Raw genomic sequence first — 16,976 nt, 5'->3', positions numbered from 1 at the left:
ACTGGCGGCAATGCATTGATGTCATAGGATTTTCGTTCTGATCGGCATCAATATATGTATGCTTTTCCACACATATTTTTAATGATAGTGTGGAAATAGGAACAACAGGCCGCAGATGATCCATCGCATGAACCGCGCGCTTCCGCGCTTTATCCTTGCCAGTGCCGCGCTTAGCCTGCTGGCGCTGGTGTTCTATTTCGGTCAGGCAAGCGCTGTGTCGCGGCTGGGCGAACAGGCCACGGCTGCGGCGGAATCTCGGGTGCAGGCACTGGAAAGTGTGCTGGCGACGCAGCGCGCGGTCGCCGCAATCTTGTCGGATGATGGCTTGGTCAAAGACGCCCTGCGGCTAGGCTCCACCAGCGCGCAACAGGGAGTTTCGCGCAAACTCGATCAGTTGCGCGGGGAAACCGGCAGCAATGTGATCTATCTTCTCAACATCACAGGCACCGCGATTGCGGCCTCGAACTGGGACGAGCCTGTGTCGTTTGTCGGCACCAGCTATAGTTTCCGGCGTTATTTCACCGATGCGATGGCCAAGGGCACCGCCCTGGAATTCGCGCTTGGCACAGTCAGCAAACGCCCCGGTCTGTATCTATCACATGTGGTGTCGGACGGCGCGGCGGTGGTCGGCGTCGTGGTCGTCAAGATGGAGTTTGACGCGCTGGAAGCCAGTTGGGCTCGCAGCCCCGATCAAACGAGGGTCACCGACAGCACTGGCATAGTGTTGCTGTCATCCGCCAGCGATGAACGGTTCAAGCCGATGCCACGCCTGCAAGACCGACTGAACATGACCCGCCCGGTGCCGGGGGTGCCCGATTGGACGCTCACCCTCAGCACCTCAATCGCCCCGGCGCGGCAGGCCGGGGTTTTGGCTGCGGGGGCTGCGTTAGGGTTTGAGATTATCCTCGGTGCGCTGATCTGGCGGGCGGGGCGGGCGAAGCGGCGGGCCCAGAACGCAGTTGCAACCGAGCGCCGCTACACCGCCGATCTGCAACGCGCCGTCGAAGATCGCACCCGCGATCTGACCGCCGAGATGGCCGAACGCCGCGCGGCCGAGGCGCGTTTGGCGCGGATGCAGGCCGATCTGGTGCAGGCCAACAAGCTGGCAACCTTGGGGCAGGTCACGGCGGGCCTCGCGCATGAGGTCAATCAGCCGTTGGCGACGATCCGGCTGCTGGCCGAAAACGCGCTGGCTTTGCAAAACACCGCGCAAAACGAGGTCACAGAGAACCTTGGCAAGATCGTGCGGATGTCGGAACGCATTGGCCAGATCACCACCCATCTGCGTGGCTTTGCCCGTAAGGCGACCGGGCAAGTCGGTTCTATCAGCGTGAAAGAAGCCATCGACGCCTCGGTGATGCTAACCGCTTCGCGCCGCCGGGTTGAAGGCGCGCGGTTGGTGATCGAAGGCGCGTCGCCTGATCTGATGGTGCGGGCCGAAGCGGTGCGGCTGGAACAGGTCTTGGTCAACCTGATCCAGAACGCGCAAGAGGCTTTGGCGGGGCGGCCCGACCCCGAAATCCGCATCACCGTCTCAGCCGACGCAACCCATGTCACGATCAGCGTTGCCGACAACGGTCCCGGCCTGCGCCCCGACATCGCCGCACAACTGTTCACCCCCTTCGCCACCAGCAAGCCCGATGGTCTGGGCCTTGGCCTTGTGATCGCACAAGACATCGTCCGCGATCTGGGCAATGAATTGACCGCCGATCCCCCCCTGCCCGATCAAGGTGCCACATTCCGCATCAGATTGACCCGCGCATGACCGCGCGGCCCTTGGTCCGCCTTGTCGATGACGACGCCGATCTGCTGGAGGCGCAGACCCAGAGCCTGCGTATCGCCGGATTTCAGCCCGAGGCGTTTTCCTCGGCCGCTGCCGCCTTGCAGGGCCTTGATGCCGATTATCCCGGCGTGGTCCTGTCAGACGTGCGGATGCCCGGCATGGATGGGTTTGAGCTGTTCCGCCATATCCGCGCGATGGACCCCGAACTGCCGGTGATCCTGCTGACCGGGCATGGCGATGTCGCGATGGCAGTGGCGGCGATCCGCGATGGGGCTTGGGATTTTCTGACCAAGCCGGTGGGATTGGATGCCCTGACCGCGGCGCTGCGCCGTGCAGCACAAGCCCGCGCTTTGGTGCTGGAAAACCGCCAGTTGCGCGCCCTGCGCGGGGTTCCGGTGGCAGATGGGCGGCTTTTGGGCGACAGCACCGCGATGGTGCACCTACGTGATACGATGGCGCGGCTGGCCGAGGCGGGGGTAGATGCGCTGATCACCGGGCCATCCGGGGCGGGCAAAACCCTGCTCGCCCGCGCGATCCACCGTGAAGGCCCGCGCCACGCGCGCGCTTTCGTGCACGTCGCCTGCGATGCCTTGGACGCCGCGCGGTTTGATCTGGATTTCATCGGCGCCGAGGCAGGCCAGCCCGGCGCGCCGCGCCATGCCCGGCTGGTGGGGCGGCTGGAGAAGGCGCATCGCGGCACGTTGTTTCTGGACCGGATTGATCGGTTGAGCCTCGCCCAGCAGGCCCGCATCCTGCATGTCATCGAGGCGCGTGAGGTCTGGGCTACGGGGGCCGCTGCTGCGCGGGCGGTGGATTTGCATGTTCTGGCGGCCTCTCAAGCTGATCTGGCCGCGATGGTGGCGCGGGGGGAGTTTCTGCCGGACCTATATTATCGGCTGTCGGGCGTGACCCTGCATGTGCCTGCGTTGAAGGATCGGCGCGGGGATATTGCGATCTTGTTCCGGCACTTCTTACTGGCTGCTTGCGGGCGGCTGAACCTGCCGGTGCCACAGATTACGCCGCTTTCGCAGGCGAGGTTGGCCACCCATAGTTGGCCGGGAAATGCGCGGGAATTGATGCAGTTTGCGGAGTCGGTGGCTTTGGGCTTGCCTGCATTTGGCGGAAATGTGGGCGAGGAAGTGGTGGGGTTGGCGGAGATGATGGCGGGGTATGAGGCGGGGGTGATTAGGGAGGCATTGTTGATTTGTGGGGGGAACGTTAGTCGGGCGATGGAGCGGCTTAGGCTGCCGAGGAAGACGTTTTATGATAAGGTGAATCGGTTGGGGATTAGGCCAGAGGAGTTTCGGAACCGGAGAAAATAGAACTGTCCACGCGTGGACAGGGGTCTGCTCTTATATAGATCAATGGGTTACGCGGCCCCCATTAACAACTCGTTCATCTTTGCGTGGTGCTGCCATTTTACTCTACGCCGCCCCGGACTAGAGCCGGGGCCTCAAGGTCTGACCCGAAACGCATGAAGCCCCGGATCAAGTCCGGGGCGGCGTAGGGTAGGTGGGCTTTAGCGGCCCAGTCCTGCCGGGCTTTCCATACAGTCGCGCAACTGGCTGATCGGCAGCAAAGCGTTGGGGGCGTGGCGCATCAGGGCGTGCAGGGGGATCGGCGCGGGAGTGCTTACCGGGATCGCCAGCGCCTCAGGCGGCCTGCCTGTCGCCCATTGTGCAAGCTCGCGGCCCATCGCGGTGGTCATCGCAATGCCACGTCCGTTGCAGGCAATGCCTGCGATCAGGTTGGGCGCTGGCGTGATCAGGCGGGGCAGGAAGTTGGGCATCACGGCGGCGATGCCGGACCATGCGTATTGCAGCGGCGGCAGGTCGGGCAGGTTGAGCATTTGGGCCATGCGGCGGTGGATGGTTTTGGGCACGCGGACGTCAGCCCCTATTCCAAGAATGTGCATCCCGCCGGTGATCAGGCGATTGGCAGCATCGAAGCGGAAGGTGAACAGGTTGCGGCGGCTGTCGGAGACGCATTGGCCGCCGGGCAGCAGCCGTTCGCGGACAGATTGCGGCAAGGGTTCGGTGGCGATCTGGAACACTTTCAGCGGGAAAAAGCTGTGGGCGAGGCCGGGGATCAGGCCATCGGCGTAAGCATTGGTTACGTTGACAACGCGGCGGGCTCGGATTGTCGCGGTTTCGGTGCGGGCCTGCCAGCCTTCGGGCGTGGCGGTGAGGCTCGTGACGCGGGAGGATTCGTGGAGTTGCGCGCCCGCTTTCTCGGCGGCGCGGGCCAGACCGCGGGCATAGGCGACGGGGTTCAACACGCCGCCGGAATGGTCGATCCAGCCGCCAAGCCAGCCCTGCGCTCCGGTTAGGGTTTGCACGGCCGCGGCGGATAGGAATTCGACTGGGCGACCCTCGGCGGACCATTGCCGGACACGATCTTTGGCACGGTTCAGGGCTGCGGGGGAGTGTGAGGGTTGTATCCAACCGGAGCGCTTCGCGTCGCAACTGATGGCGTGGCGCTGAATCAGATCGAACACCAAGTCGGCGCTGCCTGCTGCCATTTGCACCAGTTGGGTGCCTTTGCCTTCGCCCAGAGCGGCGCGGACGGCTTCGGGATCAACCTTGGCAAAGTTCGGCACGATGAAGCCCGCGTTGCGGCCTGTGGCACCATGGGCGATTTGGTTGGCTTCCAGCAACACCACTTTTAGACCTGCTTCAGCGGCGTGCAAGGCGGTGGACAAGCCCGCGAAACCGCCGCCGATGATCAGCAGGTCTGTGGTAATCTCGCCTTGCGCTGTGGGACGCAAGGCTGCGGGCGCGGCGGTGGCGTGCCAGAGGGTTGCGGGTTCGGGGTTCATTATGAGCGGCGTTTTCCGAACAGGCCTTGCGGGCCGAAGAAGCCTTGCGGACGCCAGAGCAGGATCAGGCAGAGCATCACGCCAATGGCGACGATTTGCAGCGATGCCGCGCGGGCTTGCCAATCGCCCGGCACCACGGCGGCACTGAAGGCCCCTGCCCCGACCCAGATTGCCCAAACCACGACCGAGCCAAGGATTGCGCCCCGGTTGGAGCCTGATCCGCCGACCATCAGCATCGCCCAGACTTGGAAGGTCAGGGTCGGCAGGTAGCCGTTCGGGGCGATGAAGCCAATGAAATGCGCTTGCACGGCCCCGGCGAGGCCCATGACGGCACCGCCTGCGGCGAAGGCTTGGATGCGGTAAGATCGCGCGGATTTCCCCAAGGAGATCGCGGCGCGTTCGTCTTCTCGTAGCGCTTTCAGTACCCTGCCCCACGGACTGCGCGAGAGATGTTCGAGGGCGAGGTAGACGGCGATTGTGACAGCGGCGATCACACCGAGGTTGATGAAATTGAACAGCGCCGGTTGGTCTTGCAGACCCGCGAAGGGGCGCGGGATGAAGGCGACGCCGAAGGGGCCTCCGGTGAGGGATTGGGCGTTCAGCGCCACCAGTTGCACGACCACGGCGACGCCGAAGGTGGTGATGGCGAGGTAGTCGGATTTTAATCGCAGCGTGGCAAATCCGGTGAAGGCGGCGGCGGCGGCGGTGACTATTGCGGCGGCAAGCCAGCCTGCGAGGATTGGCCAGTCGAAACCGCCGATGCGGTCGGCTGTGTCGGGCGTGGTGAGGATGGCCGAGGTATAGGCCCCGATCGCGACGAAGCCCGCGATGCCGACGTTGAACAGCCCGGTTTGGCCCCATTGCAGGTTGAGGCCCAAGGCGATCAGGCCGAAAATCAAGGCACTGGACATGAAGAACGCGCCGTAGCCAAGTAAGTCGATCATCTTTCTGCCCTTCCAAACAAGCCCATCGGGCGGACGAGAAGCACCGCCATCAGGATGGCGAAGGCGACAGCAGCGCGCCATTCCGCGCCGATCAGTTGCACGGCGGCGGCTTCGGACAGGCCGATGATGAGGCCTCCGAGCACCGCTCCGGGAACCGATCCGATGCCGCCGAGGATGGCTGCGGCGAACATTGGCAGCAGCAAGTCTAGGCCCATCAGCGGGCGGATTTGCACGAGGATGCCAACCATGACTCCCGCCGCGCAGGCGAGGGCCGCGCCGATGATCCATGTGGCGCGCACCACGCGGGCGGTGTCGATGCCGACGACGCGGGCAAGCGCAGGGTTCTGGCTGTAGGCGCGCATCTCGCGTCCGGTTTGGCTGCGCGACATGAACAGGTGCATGGCGGTGACGAGGACGATCGTGGTCGCCAGCATCACCATTTGATCGGGGGTGATGCGGATGCCAAAGCCCACCGGGATGGCCATTTGGATGCCGCGTGAAAAGTAGGTCGGGCTGGAGGTGAAGATGAATTCGAGCAGGCTGCGCAGGGCCATGGATGCGCCGAAGGAGGCCATGACGACGATGATCGACTGGCCCTTGTCGCGCAGGCGGGCGAACAGCAGCCAGTCGAGCAAGAGGGCGAGGCAGGCGGTGAGGGTCATGCCTGCTAGGGTGGCGGCGATGAGCGGCCAGCCGAAGGAGAGTACGCCGATTGGGGCGGTAGTACCGACGAGTGCGCCGATGGCGGCGACGACGCTAAGAGTGCCGTAAGCGCCCCAGGCCATGAAATCACCGTGGGCGAAGTTGGAAAAGCGCAGGATGGAATAGGTGAGCGTGATGCCGATGGCACCGAGGCCGATCAGGCTGCCGGAGATTAGACCGTCTACGATGAATTGCAGGTTCATGCGTGCCTCCGCTGGCCAAGGTAGAGTTCTGCCACCACGGGATCGTCCCAGAGGGTGGCGGCGCGGCCTTCGTGGGCTTCGCGGCCCTCGACCAGCACATAGGCGCGGTCGCCGATGGCAAGCGCGGCGCGGGCGTTTTGTTCGACCAAGACGATGGTGAGGCCGGCGCGGCGGATTTCATTGAGACGGGTGAAGACCATTTCGACGAATTTCGGCGACAGGCCCGCTGAGGGTTCATCCAGCATCAACACGCGGGGATGCACGATCAGGGCGCGGCCTACGGCGAGCATTTGGCGCTGACCGCCGGAAAGGCTGCCTGCGGCGAGTTTGCGTTGGCGGGCGAGGTCGGGGAACATGGTGTAGGTTTCGTCGATGCGGGATTGAACCTCGGCTCGGGGCAGAACGCCGCCTGCGACGCGGAGGTTTTCCTCAACCGTCATCAGGGGAAAGATGTTTTCGGTTTGCGGCACGAAGGCGAGACCTTGGCGGACGCGCAGGTGGGCGGCTCCGTAGGTTATGTCTTTGCCGTCTAGCAGGACTTCGCCGCCGGTGATGGGAACAAGGCCCGCGATGGCCTTGATAAAGCTGGATTTTCCGGCGCCGTTGGGGCCGAGGATCACCACGATTTCTTTCTCATCGGCGTGGATCGACGCGCCTTTGACGATGGAGAGCCCCGGTTCATAGCCTGCGATCAGGTCCCTTACGTCAAGGATGGGCACATCGAGGATGCTCATGCGGGGGTTCCTCCGAGATAGGCTTCAATCACGCGGGGGTCGCGGGCGACTTCGTCGGGCGCGCCTTCGCAGAGCATAGAGCCTGAAGCCATCACCAGTATGCGGTGGCAAAGGCGGGTGACCATGTCGATGTTATGCTCGATCAAAACGAAGGTGACGCCGTTGGCGTTGATTTCGCGGATGCGGTCGATCAGGACTTCCAGCAGGGTGGGATTTACGCCTGCGGCGGGTTCATCCAGCAAGACCACCTTGGGGTCGGCCATCATCACGCGGGCGAGTTCCAGCAATTTGCGCTGACCACCCGACAGAATACGCGCCGGATCATCGGCCAATCGGCGCAGGGCGACAACGTCCAGCAGGCCCAAAGCCTTGTCACGCGCGGCGCGTTCCTCGGCGGCGATACGGCGGGGCGAGGTGAAATTGGCCCACAGGCGTTCGCCGCTTTGGCCCTGGCGGGCGAGCAGCATGTTATCGAGCAGCGAGAGTTCGGGAAACGGGCGCGGGATTTGGAAGGTGCGACCCATCCCCCCGGCCAAGCGCCGATGCGCGGGGGATTTCGTCACATCCTGCCCCATCAGCTTGATTTGCCCGGAGGTAGCTGCAACCGAGCCTGCCAGCAGGTCGAACATCGTGGTCTTGCCCGCGCCGTTTGGTCCGATCAGGCCAAGGATTTCACCCGAAGCCACCGAGAATGACATCTGATCAACGGCAGTGATGCCGCCGAACCGTTTGGACACATTGATCGCTTCCAGAACTGTCATGGTCACCTTGATGTTTGATCTGTGATCACACTTGATTTGATCACAGTATGAGCGTCTAATTTGATCTAGCAAGATGATTCGTGAGGTTCAGATGGCGGTTGGTGACACAGGTTTGACGCTGGCCCCGGTGGGGCGCGAAAGCGTGCAGGATCGGGTTTATACCGAGTTGCGCCGCGCTTTGGTCAGCGGCCTGTTCGCGCCGGGGCAAGTGGTGACGATCCGGCAGTTGTCGGATGCGCTGATGACCTCGACCATGCCCGTCCGCGATGCTTTGGGGCGCCTGATCAGTGAACGCGCGTTAGAGGCGCTGCCGAACCGATCCATCCGGGTGCCGCCAATGACGCTGGAGCGGATTGACGATTTGCTGCGCACGCGGATTTTGATTGAGGGCGAGGCGATTGCTTTGGCTGCCCCCCGGATGACACCAGCGATCATCGCCACGTTGCGGGCCTATATGGCGGAGTGGCAAGTGCTGCGGCTGGATGGCGATCCGGCAACGGTAGATCAGGAAGCTGCCCTCAATCAGGCGTTTCACTTTGAGATTTACAATGCCTGCGGCTCGCCCGTGCTGATCCCGATGATCGAAAGCCTGTGGCTGCAATCCGGTCCCTGCACGCGGGCGGCGATTTTCGCGTTTTCCGAAGCGGGGGAAAGTGACTCGGCGCATTTCCATCTGAACATGATCGACGCCTTGGCCAATGGCCGCGCGCAAGCCGCGCGGGAGGCTTTGGTCGCCGATATCAGCCGCCCCTTTGCGTTTTTGCGCAAGAAACTTTTGTCGAAGGAGATCGCCGCATGAATTCTATTCGCATCAGCCACGCAGCCTCGGGTATGGATATTTTGGCGGTGTTGAGCCCCGAGAAAGCTCCGGTCAACGCGGCTTTCCTGTGGCGCTATCTGGAAACCCCGCGCGTGGTGCCGGGGATTCATGCGATGTGGACCGGGCCAGAGATTTCCTGCCCGATCCCCACGGCGCATTTCAGCGCGCCCGAGACTGCATTGCCGCCCGAGAATGCGACGTTGCACCCGCAGCCGGGGGATATTGTGCTGGCCTATGTGCCGGCGCGGATGTGGGGGGGCAATCCTGATCCGATCTTTGACATCGGGCTGTTTTATGGCCCCGGCGCTCGGATGCTGTTTCCGATTGGCTGGCTGGCGGGGTCGGTTGTGGCACAGGTGCGCTCGGAAGATCGCGTGGCTTTGGCCGAAGCTTGTGGGAGAATCCGGCGTTCTGGAGCTTGTGAGATCACGTTTGAAAGGGTCGCATGATGGATGAGTTTGAGCTTTACGATCTGCGGGTGGAATTGGTGGCTCCTGAGGGGGCGAAGATTTACTGCGGCACCGTCGGCGATTGGTTTGAGTTGCGGGGTGAGCAGTTGCACATGCCGCCGGGGCAAAGTTTCTCGATCTATTCACTGGCGTCGATCCTGCCTTTGTTGCCCGCCAAACAGCGGGTGACGCATCCGAATGACTGGATGACCTCGGACGCCGAGGTGGCCTGCCCTGATCCGCACTGCCCGTCGCGGCTGCGCATCACCCGGTTGGGCAAGCGGCGGTTCTCGCATGCTGATACCACCGCCGTTCCTTTGCCTGAGGAGTCCGCAGAATGAGCGTTCCAACCCTAGAGTTGCGCCCCGGCTATACCACCTCGCGGGTCATTCGCGGTGGCTGGCAGTTGGCGGGCGGGCATGGCCCGGTAGATGCAGCGCAGCAGGTCGATGATATGATCGCCTTCGCTGATGCCGGGATCACCAGCTTTGACTGTGCGGATATTTACACGGGTGTTGAGGAATTGATCGGCGCGTTCCGCACCGCTTATGGCAATCAGCGCGGGGCCGAGGCTTTGGCGCGGATCAAGGTGCATACCAAACTGGTGCCGGATTTGGCGGCTTTGGCAGTGGTGGATCGTGCCAGCATCCGGCGCAGCGTGGAAACCTCGCTGTCACGGCTGCGGATGAAGCGGTTGGATCTGGTGCAGTTCCATTGGTGGGACTACGCGGTGCCGCGGTATCTGGAGGCCGTGGGTTGGCTGAATGAGATGCGGCTGGAAGGAAAGGTTGACCAGATCGGCGGCACCAATTTCGACACCGCCCGCACGCTGGAGATTATCGAGGCCGGGGTGCCTTTGTTGTCGATGCAGGTGCAGTATTCGCTGCTGGATACGCGGGCGGAGCGGTTGATGGCCAAGGCGGCCAGCGCAAATGGCATGTGGATTTTCTGCTATGGCACCGTGGCGGGCGGGTTCTTGGGGGATCGCTGGCTGGGTGTGACCGAGCCGGAGCATCCATTGGAAAACCGCTCGCTGACCAAATACAAGCTGATCATCGATGATTTTGGCGGCTGGGCGTTGTTTCAGGCCTTGCTGCGCTGCTTGCGGGGGATCGCGGATCGGCATGACACCGATATCGCCACCGTCGCCAGTGCTGCGATGCTGGATCGGCCAGCCGTCGCGGCGGTGATTGTGGGGGCACGCAATCGCAGCCATCTGGCGCAGAATTTGAAGGTGGCGGGGTTGGCTTTGACAGCGCAAGACCGCGCGGAAATCGCAGCGGTGCTGGCGCAGGGCCATGTCCCCGAAGGCGACACCTATACGTTGGAGCGTGACCGTCAGGGGAGGCACGGCCAGATCATCAAATACAATCTGAATAAGGCGTCCTGACCGGGCGCTGGCGCGCAGAGTTGCCTGTTCCTGCGCGGATAACAAAAGGCCAATTCAACAGATGAGGACAACATGAGAAAGTTACTTCTAGCCAGCGCTACCTTGGCGCTGATGCCGCTCGGCGCTCAGGCCTGCGATATCACCGTCGGGCTGGTGCTTGAGCTGACGGGTGAGGCCGGGGCTTACGGACAAGCCGGGGCGAAATCGGTTGAGATGGCGTTCCGCGATCTGAACGATGCCGGGGGTGTGGCGGGTTGCACGCTGAAAACCGACACCCGCGACAGCCAGACGCAAGCAAACTTGGCGGTGGATGCGGCAACGCAACTGGTGCAGGTGGCGCATGTGCCTGCGATCATCGGCGGCATTATCAGCCCGATGTCGATCCCGATCCTGACTTCGGTCACGGGGCCAGCCAAGGTGCTGCAAGTCTCGCCTGCTTCATCCTCGCCGACGCTGACCGAACTTGGCAAAGACGGCAAAACCAATGGCGTGTTCTTCCGCACCATCACTTCGGACGCGCTGCAAGGCGTGGCAGCGGCGAAGTTCGCGATGGATCAGGGCATGAAGAAAATCGTGATCATCCATCAGAACAACGACTTCGGCGTCAATCTGGTGAAGGAATTTACCGCCCCTTACACGGCTTTGGGGGGCACGGTGGTTTCGGTCACGCCTTACAACGCCAAGCAATCCAGCTATGCGTCAGAAGTCACCGCCGCTTTGGCGGGCGAGCCGGATGCGTTGTATCTGATCTCGGATCCGGTCGATGGGGCCACCATCGCGCGGACATGGATCAGCCAAGGCGGGGTGCAGAAATTCCTATTGAATGATGGCATGAACTCGGATGATTTCGTGGCCGCTGTCGGCAAGGAATACCTGGGCAACGCTTATGGCACCTCATCGGGCAGCGTGGCTTCGGCCTCGACCGAGTATTTCAATGCCAACTACAATGCGTTCTCGGGGCTGGACCCGGCAGCCCCTGCGGCTGACCGTTCCTATGATGCGGGCGCTTTGGTGGGTCTGGCCATCGCCATCGCGGGCGGGCCGGATGCGGCGAAACTGCCAGAGGCGTTGCGCAAGGCGGTCGATCCGGCGGGTGAGGTGATCTATGCAGGTAAGGAAGAATTCACCAAGGCGCTGGCGTTGATCAAAGACGGCAAGGCGATCCGCTATGAGGGGGTGATTGGCCCGGTGAATTTCGACCAATACGGCGATATCTCGGGGCCGTTCCGGCTGTGGCAGATCGTGGATGGCAAAGTCACCACGATTGGCGAGATGACCACGGCGGATGTCGATAAGGTCAAGGCCGAGGTGAAGTAAGCTAAACACAGGCTTTGGGCGCGGCCCTGTTGTCGCGCCCAAAGTAGCCTTCTGGCCGGATGGCGAAACCCGCCCTACTGGCCGCCCGCGGGCTTTACTGGTATGAGGGCGCTGCCCTTACCGAAAAGTCCTGCATGTCTTTGCTACTCCGATTGATCCATCTGCTCGTTGTCGTCGCCCTTGTGGCAGCGCTTGGCACGGCGGGGGTGCAGCATTCTGGCAGCGGTTGTTTGAAGCTTTCAAGCGTTGAGATGTGCATGGATCCTGCGCTGCGGGCGACTGCCGAGGCCTCTGGCGATGCGCTTGGCAAGAAGTGCTTCGATGCGATTTTGCTGGGCGATGTGACGGTTGATCGGGATGGCGCATGCGTTGCAGTTTCGACCGAGTTGGCGTTGGGCAAGCCGAAATCCTCACCTGTCGCGCCTTGGAAACCGCCGCGAGTCTCTGTCTGAAAGCTGTGCTGGTCCTTTGGGGCCAAACCGATTTCAGTGCCGCCCCGGAAAGACCGGATGCGCGGTTTTAGGAGATATGACATGATTAATACGACTCAAAACAGCGGCGATGCCCGCTATGTGATCCCCGCGCTTGCGCCGGTTTACGCGCGGCTTGCGCCCTTGGCCGAGACGCTGCTGCGCGTCGTGGTCGGCGTGGCTTTCGTGATACACGGCTGGCCGAAAATCCAGGATCCGCTGGGCGCGGTCGAGATGGTGCAGAGCATCGGGTTTTATCCGGGCTGGTTGTGGGCCACCGCTTTGGCTGCGACCGAGTTCTTTGGTGGTTTGCTGTTGATTGTGGGCTTGCTGACGCGTCCCGCCGCTTTGGCGACAACCGTGGTGCTGCTGGTGACGGTGTGGTTCCACTGGGTCCAGCTAGATCAGGGCTATAAAGGCGCCGAGCTTTCGATCATCTGGGCCAGCGTGACGTTGTTTTTCGCGCTGAACGGCGCGGGGCGGTATTCGGTGGACCGTCTGATTGGACGCCAGATCTGACGCGATATCTATGATTGCGATACCTATAATTGCTGCGGGCCGGATGGAGCTGCGTCCGGCCCGTTTGGCTTTTTAGCCGAGCCAGTTTGCGGTCTAACGGTAGCGCCCCCCGCGCTGCAGCACCTCAATCTGGTAGCCATCCGGGTCGGCAATGAAAAAGAATTTCGCAATAACCTCACCCGCCGGGGCAAATTCCACGATCTTGCGGGGGGCGAGTCCAGCGGCTGTCAGACGGCTATGCGCGGCCTCAAGATCGGCGACCGACAGCGCCAAATGGCCATAGCCATCACCGATGTTGTAAGGCTCGGTGCGCCCGGAATTGATGATCAGCTCAAGTTCAAAATTGGATTCGGATTCGGGGTTGCTGAGATAGACCAGCGTGAAGGTGTCAAACGGCAAGCGATCCGCGACATGCAGCCCGAAGGCTTGTTCATAAAACGAGATAGAGCGCGCTTCGTCCAAAACGCGGATCATCGCATGGATGAGATTTGACATGATGCGTTTCTCCATAGAGTTGCGCGTAGGCTGAACAGGCGGGGCAGGTCGGTCAAACCCACCTGCCCCGCCCATGTGCTGGGTTAAACTTCTGAGGCCCGAGTCTCAGGCCGTTTCAGCATAGCAGCGAAACGTTCGGACACCAAACCGAACACACCGCCAATCACCAGAGAAACCGCGACGCAGATCAGCGGATTGGCCGCCGTCAGCGCGGTCAACGATGCCCCCGATAACAAGCCGTAGCCCGCGGTCGAGGCATAGCCGTAGACTGTGGCGGGGATGATGCTGAACGCCTCGATTTTCGCCCCCATCACCAGGATGCCCGCAGTTATCCCGACTACCAGCGATGGCCAGAGCACCCCCGGCAAGCCCGAGTCGACTTGGGTGATCAACAGCAGCGCGATGTAAGCCATCACCACGCCCCACAGATTGGCGCAGACCGATTTGCGCAAGCCATCCACACCGCCGCCGCAATGGTAAAAACTTGCCCAACCGATGAAGGCCACCCAAATCTGGATGGTGCCAATGGTCAGGAACAGATAGGTCGCAACCGCGCCCAACAGGCCGATTGAGACCGCCAATGCTGTTATGATATCCACTTCTCTCTCCCTCTTGCCAGATTTCTGGCTGTTCTTCTTAGGTGCTGGACGTTGCAGGAACCGAGGAAATGCCAGCAGCAGGCAGGATTGCCCTTCCCCGGTTTCGTTCAGGCCACCGCGCTTTCGGCGGGACAGACCGCAACACGCCACCGCAAGGCAGCCGCGATCTGCCACCGCTGCCTTGGGATGTGCTGCGGCTGGGCGGCGGTTGGCCTTACGGCACGATCACGCCACGGCCCGCAAAGCGGCGGTGTTTGAAATCATCGAGGGCTTGGTTGATGTTATCCAAGCTGTATTCGGCATAGTGCATCTTGACCTTGCCGTCTGCGTTCAGCTCCATCAACTCGACCAGTTCGGTGTAATTGCCGACAAGGCTGCCGCCGATGTTGATCTCATTGATCACCAGATGGGCGGTGGGCACTTCGATCTTGCCGCCGTAGCCGATCATGATCAGCTCCCCACCGGGGCGCACCATTTTCCAGCACAGGTTTTCGACGCCGAGTTCGCCGACGAAATCCATCACCACTTGCGCGCCGCCGCCGGTGATCTGCTTGATTTCCTCGATGATATTCGGGCCGCCATCCAGTACAAAGTCTGCGCCGAGGTCTTTGCAAAGCTGGCGGGCTGCGGGTTCGCGGTCCACAGCGATGATGCGACAGCCCGAGATTTCATGCAGGCATTGCAGGGCGATATGACCCAAACCCCCTACCCCGACGATCACACAATAGGCACCGGGGCGCAGGGCTTTGGCGGCTTTCTTCGCGGCGCGGTAGGCGGTGATGCCGGCATCGGCCATTGGCGCTACATCCAGCGGCGTGATGTTGGGGTTCAACTTGATCAGGCTGCGCTCAGAGGTCAGGAAGTATTCGGCAAAGCCGCCGTCCAGACCCAGCCCCGGAAACAGGCTGTGTTCGCAGTGCATGTCATCGCCATACCGACACGACAGGCAAATGCCGCAGGTGCGGTGCGGGTGGCAGATCACCGTATCGCCGGGTTTCACCGAGGTGACGCCGGAGCCGACATCCTCGACCCAACCGGCGTTTTCATGGCCCATGATATAGGGCAGCAGATTGCCGCCCTGATCCATGATGTCTTTCCACACGCCTTCGATGATGTGCAGATCAGTGCGGCAGAGGCCCGCCGCGCCGACTTTGACGATCACATCCGTTGGCCCCATAATGGTGGGGGCTTTGACGTTTTCGATCTTCAACTGAACGTTCATCGCGGGGTCGTATTCGTAAAGTCTTGCGGCTTTCATGGCGCAGCCCTTTCCTGATTTATATGGTCAGCCAATCACTTACGGCCCAGCTTTTCGGCCCCGCCACCCAAGGCAGCGCCTGCGGTCGGATCTTCATCCTCGGCCAGATCGGCGATCAGGGTTTCGGTGGTCAGGATCAGCGTGGCGACGGAAGCGGCATTCATCAGCGCCGAATAGGTGACGCGGACGGGGTCGATGACGCCGGATTTCATCAGATCCTGATAGGTGCCAGTGGCGGCGTTGTAGCCGTGATCGCCATGCAAAGCGCAGACCTTGCGCACCACGTCGTTGGGTTCAGCGCCTGCGTTAAAGGCGATGCGGGCCAGCGGCAGGGTCAACACCGATTGCACGAGTTCAATCCCCCGGCGCACATCGCCCTGCTCGGCCAGCGCCAGTTCAGCGAGCGAGGGCGCAATCCGCGCCAGTGCCACGCCACCGCCGACCAAAACGCCTTCGTCCGAGGCCGCGCGCACGGCGTTCAGCGAATCCTCGATCAGTTGGATGGTCCGCTTTTGTTCAACCGGGGTGACGCCGCCCGCGAAGATCGTCGCGGTGCCGCCACAAAGTTTGGCGAGGCGCTCTTGCAGCTTGTCTTTGTCGATGTTGGGCGGGGCGACCTCATACAGCCGCTGCACTTGCGCGCGGCGGGCGGCGATGGCTTGCGGATCACCGTTGCCGCGAATGATCATGGTGTCGGAATTGGTGGCCTCTACGCGCTCGGCGCTGCCCATATCCAGCCGGGTGATGTTTTCCAGACTGTCGCCCAGATCGCGGGCCAGAACTTTGCCTCCCGTGAGGATCGCCAGATCCTCCATCATGTTGCGGCGCCAGTGGCCGAATTCTGGCGGATGCACCACGAGGAATTTGCCGGGGCCGTCTTTGCCCAAGAGTGTCAGCAGCACTTCGGGCGAGGTTTCTTCCGAGATGATCACCAAGGGGCGGCCATCCTCAGTAGCAATCGCTTTGGCAGCGTCCAACTGGCTGGGCGACTTCATCTTGATATCGGTCAGCACGATATAGGGGTTCAGCACCACGGCGCGCATTGCATCCAGATCGGTGACCATGTGATGCGAGATATAGCCGCGCTCAAACGCCATGCCGTCGACCACTTGCAGGGTCGAGGTGTTGCCGGTGCCGTAGTCGGTGGAAATCACGCCTTGCGCGCCGACGCGGCGGAAGGCTTCGGCGACCAGCGCGCCCAATTCCGTGCTGGAGGCGGAGATTTTGGCCACCGCCGACAGCACCGCATGATCTTTCACCGGCTTGGCTGCAGCGCGCAGGGCATGGGTGGTGGCCTCTACCGCCATCGCGATGCCACGGCAGAGATCGACCGGCTTTGCGCCCTTTTCGATCAGCACCACGCCAGACTGGATCATGCCATTGGCCAGCACGATCGAGGTGGTGGTGCCGTCGCCCGCCACGTCGTTGGTCTGCATCGAGACTTCGCGCACCACCTGCGCGCCCATATTCTCAAAGCGGTCGAACAGCTCGATTTCCGAGGCAATCGACACGCCATCGCGGCTGATCAGGGGGGTGCCCATCGGGCGATCAATCATCGCGTTCATCCCCATTGGGCCCAGCGTTGATTCAACCGCCGCCGACAATTTCTGCACGCCATGCGCCAAAGCGCGGCGGGCGTCGTTACCGTGGATCATGATTTTGGGCATAGTTCCTCCTTCGGCCAAAGCCGGATTTTGCAGTGTTTTTGGGATCG

Annotated in this window: 18 protein-coding genes; 9 read left to right on the top strand and 9 right to left on the bottom strand. The window is 62.0% G+C overall.

Features of this window, described 5'->3' with window-relative positions:
- Positions 1-127: 127 nt before the first annotated feature.
- Both ACS5RD_RS10825 and ACS5RD_RS10820 read left to right on the top strand, forming a co-directional pair.
- A complete protein-coding gene (locus tag ACS5RD_RS10825) occupies positions 128-1,765 on the top strand; it encodes a sensor histidine kinase (RefSeq protein ID WP_489931191.1) in 1,638 nt (545 codons plus the stop codon).
- A complete protein-coding gene (locus tag ACS5RD_RS10820; RefSeq protein ID WP_489931190.1) occupies positions 1,762-3,105 on the top strand; it encodes a sigma-54-dependent transcriptional regulator in 1,344 nt (447 codons plus the stop codon). Before ACS5RD_RS10825 ends, ACS5RD_RS10820 begins: the two co-directional genes overlap by 4 nt.
- Before the next feature lie 197 nt (positions 3,106-3,302).
- On the opposite strand, the gene ACS5RD_RS10815 is transcribed toward ACS5RD_RS10820, so the two are convergent.
- The 5 genes from ACS5RD_RS10815 to ACS5RD_RS10795 are packed head-to-tail and all read right to left on the bottom strand — an operon-like array spanning position 3,303 to position 7,945.
- Positions 3,303-4,601 (bottom strand): NAD(P)/FAD-dependent oxidoreductase, encoded by a 1,299-nt coding sequence (locus tag ACS5RD_RS10815; protein ID WP_489931189.1) that lies wholly within the window; start codon positions 4,599-4,601, stop codon positions 3,303-3,305.
- Entirely contained in the window at positions 4,601-5,545 is a 945-nt protein-coding gene (locus ACS5RD_RS10810; RefSeq protein WP_489931188.1) for a branched-chain amino acid ABC transporter permease, read from the bottom strand. Before ACS5RD_RS10810 ends, ACS5RD_RS10815 begins: the two co-directional genes overlap by 1 nt.
- The gene (locus ACS5RD_RS10805; RefSeq protein ID WP_489931187.1) at positions 5,542-6,450 is read right to left on the bottom strand and encodes a branched-chain amino acid ABC transporter permease; all 909 of its coding nucleotides are present in this window, start codon (positions 6,448-6,450) and stop codon (positions 5,542-5,544) included. The genes ACS5RD_RS10810 and ACS5RD_RS10805 overlap by 4 nt, the downstream gene beginning before the upstream one ends.
- Positions 6,447-7,184 (bottom strand): ABC transporter ATP-binding protein, encoded by a 738-nt coding sequence (locus ACS5RD_RS10800; RefSeq protein WP_489931186.1) that lies wholly within the window; start codon positions 7,182-7,184, stop codon positions 6,447-6,449. Before ACS5RD_RS10800 ends, ACS5RD_RS10805 begins: the two co-directional genes overlap by 4 nt.
- On the bottom strand, positions 7,181-7,945 hold the full coding sequence (locus ACS5RD_RS10795) for an ABC transporter ATP-binding protein (protein WP_489931185.1): 765 nt from the start codon (positions 7,943-7,945) through the stop codon (positions 7,181-7,183). The genes ACS5RD_RS10800 and ACS5RD_RS10795 overlap by 4 nt, the downstream gene beginning before the upstream one ends.
- A gap of 91 nt (positions 7,946-8,036) precedes the next feature.
- Between ACS5RD_RS10795 and ACS5RD_RS10790 the strand changes: the two genes are divergently transcribed.
- The 7 genes from ACS5RD_RS10790 (at position 8,037) to ACS5RD_RS10760 (ending at position 12,910) form a co-directional block, all read left to right on the top strand.
- Positions 8,037-8,744, top strand: a complete 708-nt coding sequence (locus ACS5RD_RS10790) for a GntR family transcriptional regulator (protein WP_489931184.1) — start codon at positions 8,037-8,039, stop codon at positions 8,742-8,744.
- Positions 8,741-9,214 carry a DUF3830 family protein gene (locus ACS5RD_RS10785; protein WP_489931183.1) on the top strand — a complete coding sequence of 158 codons (474 nt, stop codon included), beginning with the start codon at positions 8,741-8,743 and terminating at the stop codon, positions 9,212-9,214. The genes ACS5RD_RS10790 and ACS5RD_RS10785 overlap by 4 nt, the downstream gene beginning before the upstream one ends.
- Positions 9,214-9,555, top strand: a complete 342-nt coding sequence (locus tag ACS5RD_RS10780; protein ID WP_489931182.1) for a TIGR04076 family protein — start codon at positions 9,214-9,216, stop codon at positions 9,553-9,555. Before ACS5RD_RS10785 ends, ACS5RD_RS10780 begins: the two co-directional genes overlap by 1 nt.
- Positions 9,552-10,604, top strand: a complete 1,053-nt coding sequence (locus ACS5RD_RS10775; RefSeq protein ID WP_489931181.1) for an aldo/keto reductase — start codon at positions 9,552-9,554, stop codon at positions 10,602-10,604. The genes ACS5RD_RS10780 and ACS5RD_RS10775 overlap by 4 nt, the downstream gene beginning before the upstream one ends.
- A gap of 72 nt (positions 10,605-10,676) precedes the next feature.
- Positions 10,677-11,921, top strand: coding sequence for an ABC transporter substrate-binding protein (locus ACS5RD_RS10770; protein WP_489931180.1), 1,245 nt, complete (start codon positions 10,677-10,679; stop codon positions 11,919-11,921).
- 59 nt (positions 11,922-11,980) lie between these two features.
- Positions 11,981-12,373 (top strand): hypothetical protein, encoded by a 393-nt coding sequence (locus ACS5RD_RS10765; protein ID WP_489931179.1) that lies wholly within the window; start codon positions 11,981-11,983, stop codon positions 12,371-12,373.
- A gap of 81 nt (positions 12,374-12,454) precedes the next feature.
- Positions 12,455-12,910, top strand: a complete 456-nt coding sequence (locus ACS5RD_RS10760) for a DoxX family protein (RefSeq protein ID WP_489931178.1) — start codon at positions 12,455-12,457, stop codon at positions 12,908-12,910.
- Between the two features lie 93 nt (positions 12,911-13,003).
- Here ACS5RD_RS10760 and ACS5RD_RS10755 read toward each other — a convergent pair whose 3' ends face one another.
- The 4 genes from ACS5RD_RS10755 to ACS5RD_RS10740 all read right to left on the bottom strand — a co-directional run bounded on the left by ACS5RD_RS10755 (position 13,004) and on the right by ACS5RD_RS10740 (position 16,929).
- Positions 13,004-13,405: a VOC family protein gene (locus ACS5RD_RS10755; RefSeq protein ID WP_489931177.1), complete on the bottom strand. Its 402-nt coding sequence runs from the start codon at positions 13,403-13,405 to the stop codon at positions 13,004-13,006.
- A gap of 83 nt (positions 13,406-13,488) precedes the next feature.
- Positions 13,489-14,004, bottom strand: a complete 516-nt coding sequence (locus ACS5RD_RS10750) for a DUF1097 domain-containing protein (protein WP_054007563.1) — start codon at positions 14,002-14,004, stop codon at positions 13,489-13,491.
- A 214-nt stretch (positions 14,005-14,218) separates the two neighbouring features.
- Entirely contained in the window at positions 14,219-15,262 is a 1,044-nt protein-coding gene (locus tag ACS5RD_RS10745) for an NAD(P)-dependent alcohol dehydrogenase (protein ID WP_489931176.1), read from the bottom strand.
- A gap of 35 nt (positions 15,263-15,297) precedes the next feature.
- Entirely contained in the window at positions 15,298-16,929 is a 1,632-nt protein-coding gene (locus tag ACS5RD_RS10740; RefSeq protein WP_489931175.1) for a molecular chaperone GroEL, read from the bottom strand.
- Positions 16,930-16,976: the final 47 nt, after the last annotated feature.

This window comes from Cypionkella sp. PAMC25878 (assembly GCF_058135695.1).
The sequence above is the reverse complement of the archived record's forward strand: the minus strand, read 5'-3'. Positions and strand labels throughout refer to the sequence as shown.

Bases quoted from the DNA above. Each gene is read 5' to 3' on its own strand.
- ACS5RD_RS10825 (WP_489931191.1), top strand. From the start codon at position 128: ATGAACCGCGCGCTTCCGCGCTTTATCCTTGCCAGTGCCGCGCTTAGC.
- ACS5RD_RS10790 (WP_489931184.1), top strand. From the start codon at position 8,037: ATGGCGGTTGGTGACACAGGTTTGACGCTGGCCCCGGTGGGGCGCGAA.
- ACS5RD_RS10780 (WP_489931182.1), top strand. From the start codon at position 9,214: ATGGATGAGTTTGAGCTTTACGATCTGCGGGTGGAATTGGTGGCTCCT.
- ACS5RD_RS10800 (WP_489931186.1), bottom strand. From the start codon at position 7,184: ATGAGCATCCTCGATGTGCCCATCCTTGACGTAAGGGACCTGATCGCA.
- ACS5RD_RS10795 (WP_489931185.1), bottom strand. From the start codon at position 7,945: ATGACAGTTCTGGAAGCGATCAATGTGTCCAAACGGTTCGGCGGCATC.
- ACS5RD_RS10815 (WP_489931189.1), bottom strand. From the start codon at position 4,601: ATGAACCCCGAACCCGCAACCCTCTGGCACGCCACCGCCGCGCCCGCA.
- ACS5RD_RS10805 (WP_489931187.1), bottom strand. From the start codon at position 6,450: ATGAACCTGCAATTCATCGTAGACGGTCTAATCTCCGGCAGCCTGATC.
- ACS5RD_RS10820 (WP_489931190.1), top strand. From the start codon at position 1,762: ATGACCGCGCGGCCCTTGGTCCGCCTTGTCGATGACGACGCCGATCTG.
- ACS5RD_RS10765 (WP_489931179.1), top strand. From the start codon at position 11,981: ATGGCGAAACCCGCCCTACTGGCCGCCCGCGGGCTTTACTGGTATGAG.
- ACS5RD_RS10775 (WP_489931181.1), top strand. From the start codon at position 9,552: ATGAGCGTTCCAACCCTAGAGTTGCGCCCCGGCTATACCACCTCGCGG.
- ACS5RD_RS10760 (WP_489931178.1), top strand. From the start codon at position 12,455: ATGATTAATACGACTCAAAACAGCGGCGATGCCCGCTATGTGATCCCC.
- ACS5RD_RS10740 (WP_489931175.1), bottom strand. From the start codon at position 16,929: ATGCCCAAAATCATGATCCACGGTAACGACGCCCGCCGCGCTTTGGCG.
- ACS5RD_RS10745 (WP_489931176.1), bottom strand. From the start codon at position 15,262: ATGAAAGCCGCAAGACTTTACGAATACGACCCCGCGATGAACGTTCAG.
- ACS5RD_RS10785 (WP_489931183.1), top strand. From the start codon at position 8,741: ATGAATTCTATTCGCATCAGCCACGCAGCCTCGGGTATGGATATTTTG.
- ACS5RD_RS10810 (WP_489931188.1), bottom strand. From the start codon at position 5,545: ATGATCGACTTACTTGGCTACGGCGCGTTCTTCATGTCCAGTGCCTTG.
- ACS5RD_RS10770 (WP_489931180.1), top strand. From the start codon at position 10,677: ATGAGAAAGTTACTTCTAGCCAGCGCTACCTTGGCGCTGATGCCGCTC.
- ACS5RD_RS10755 (WP_489931177.1), bottom strand. From the start codon at position 13,405: ATGTCAAATCTCATCCATGCGATGATCCGCGTTTTGGACGAAGCGCGC.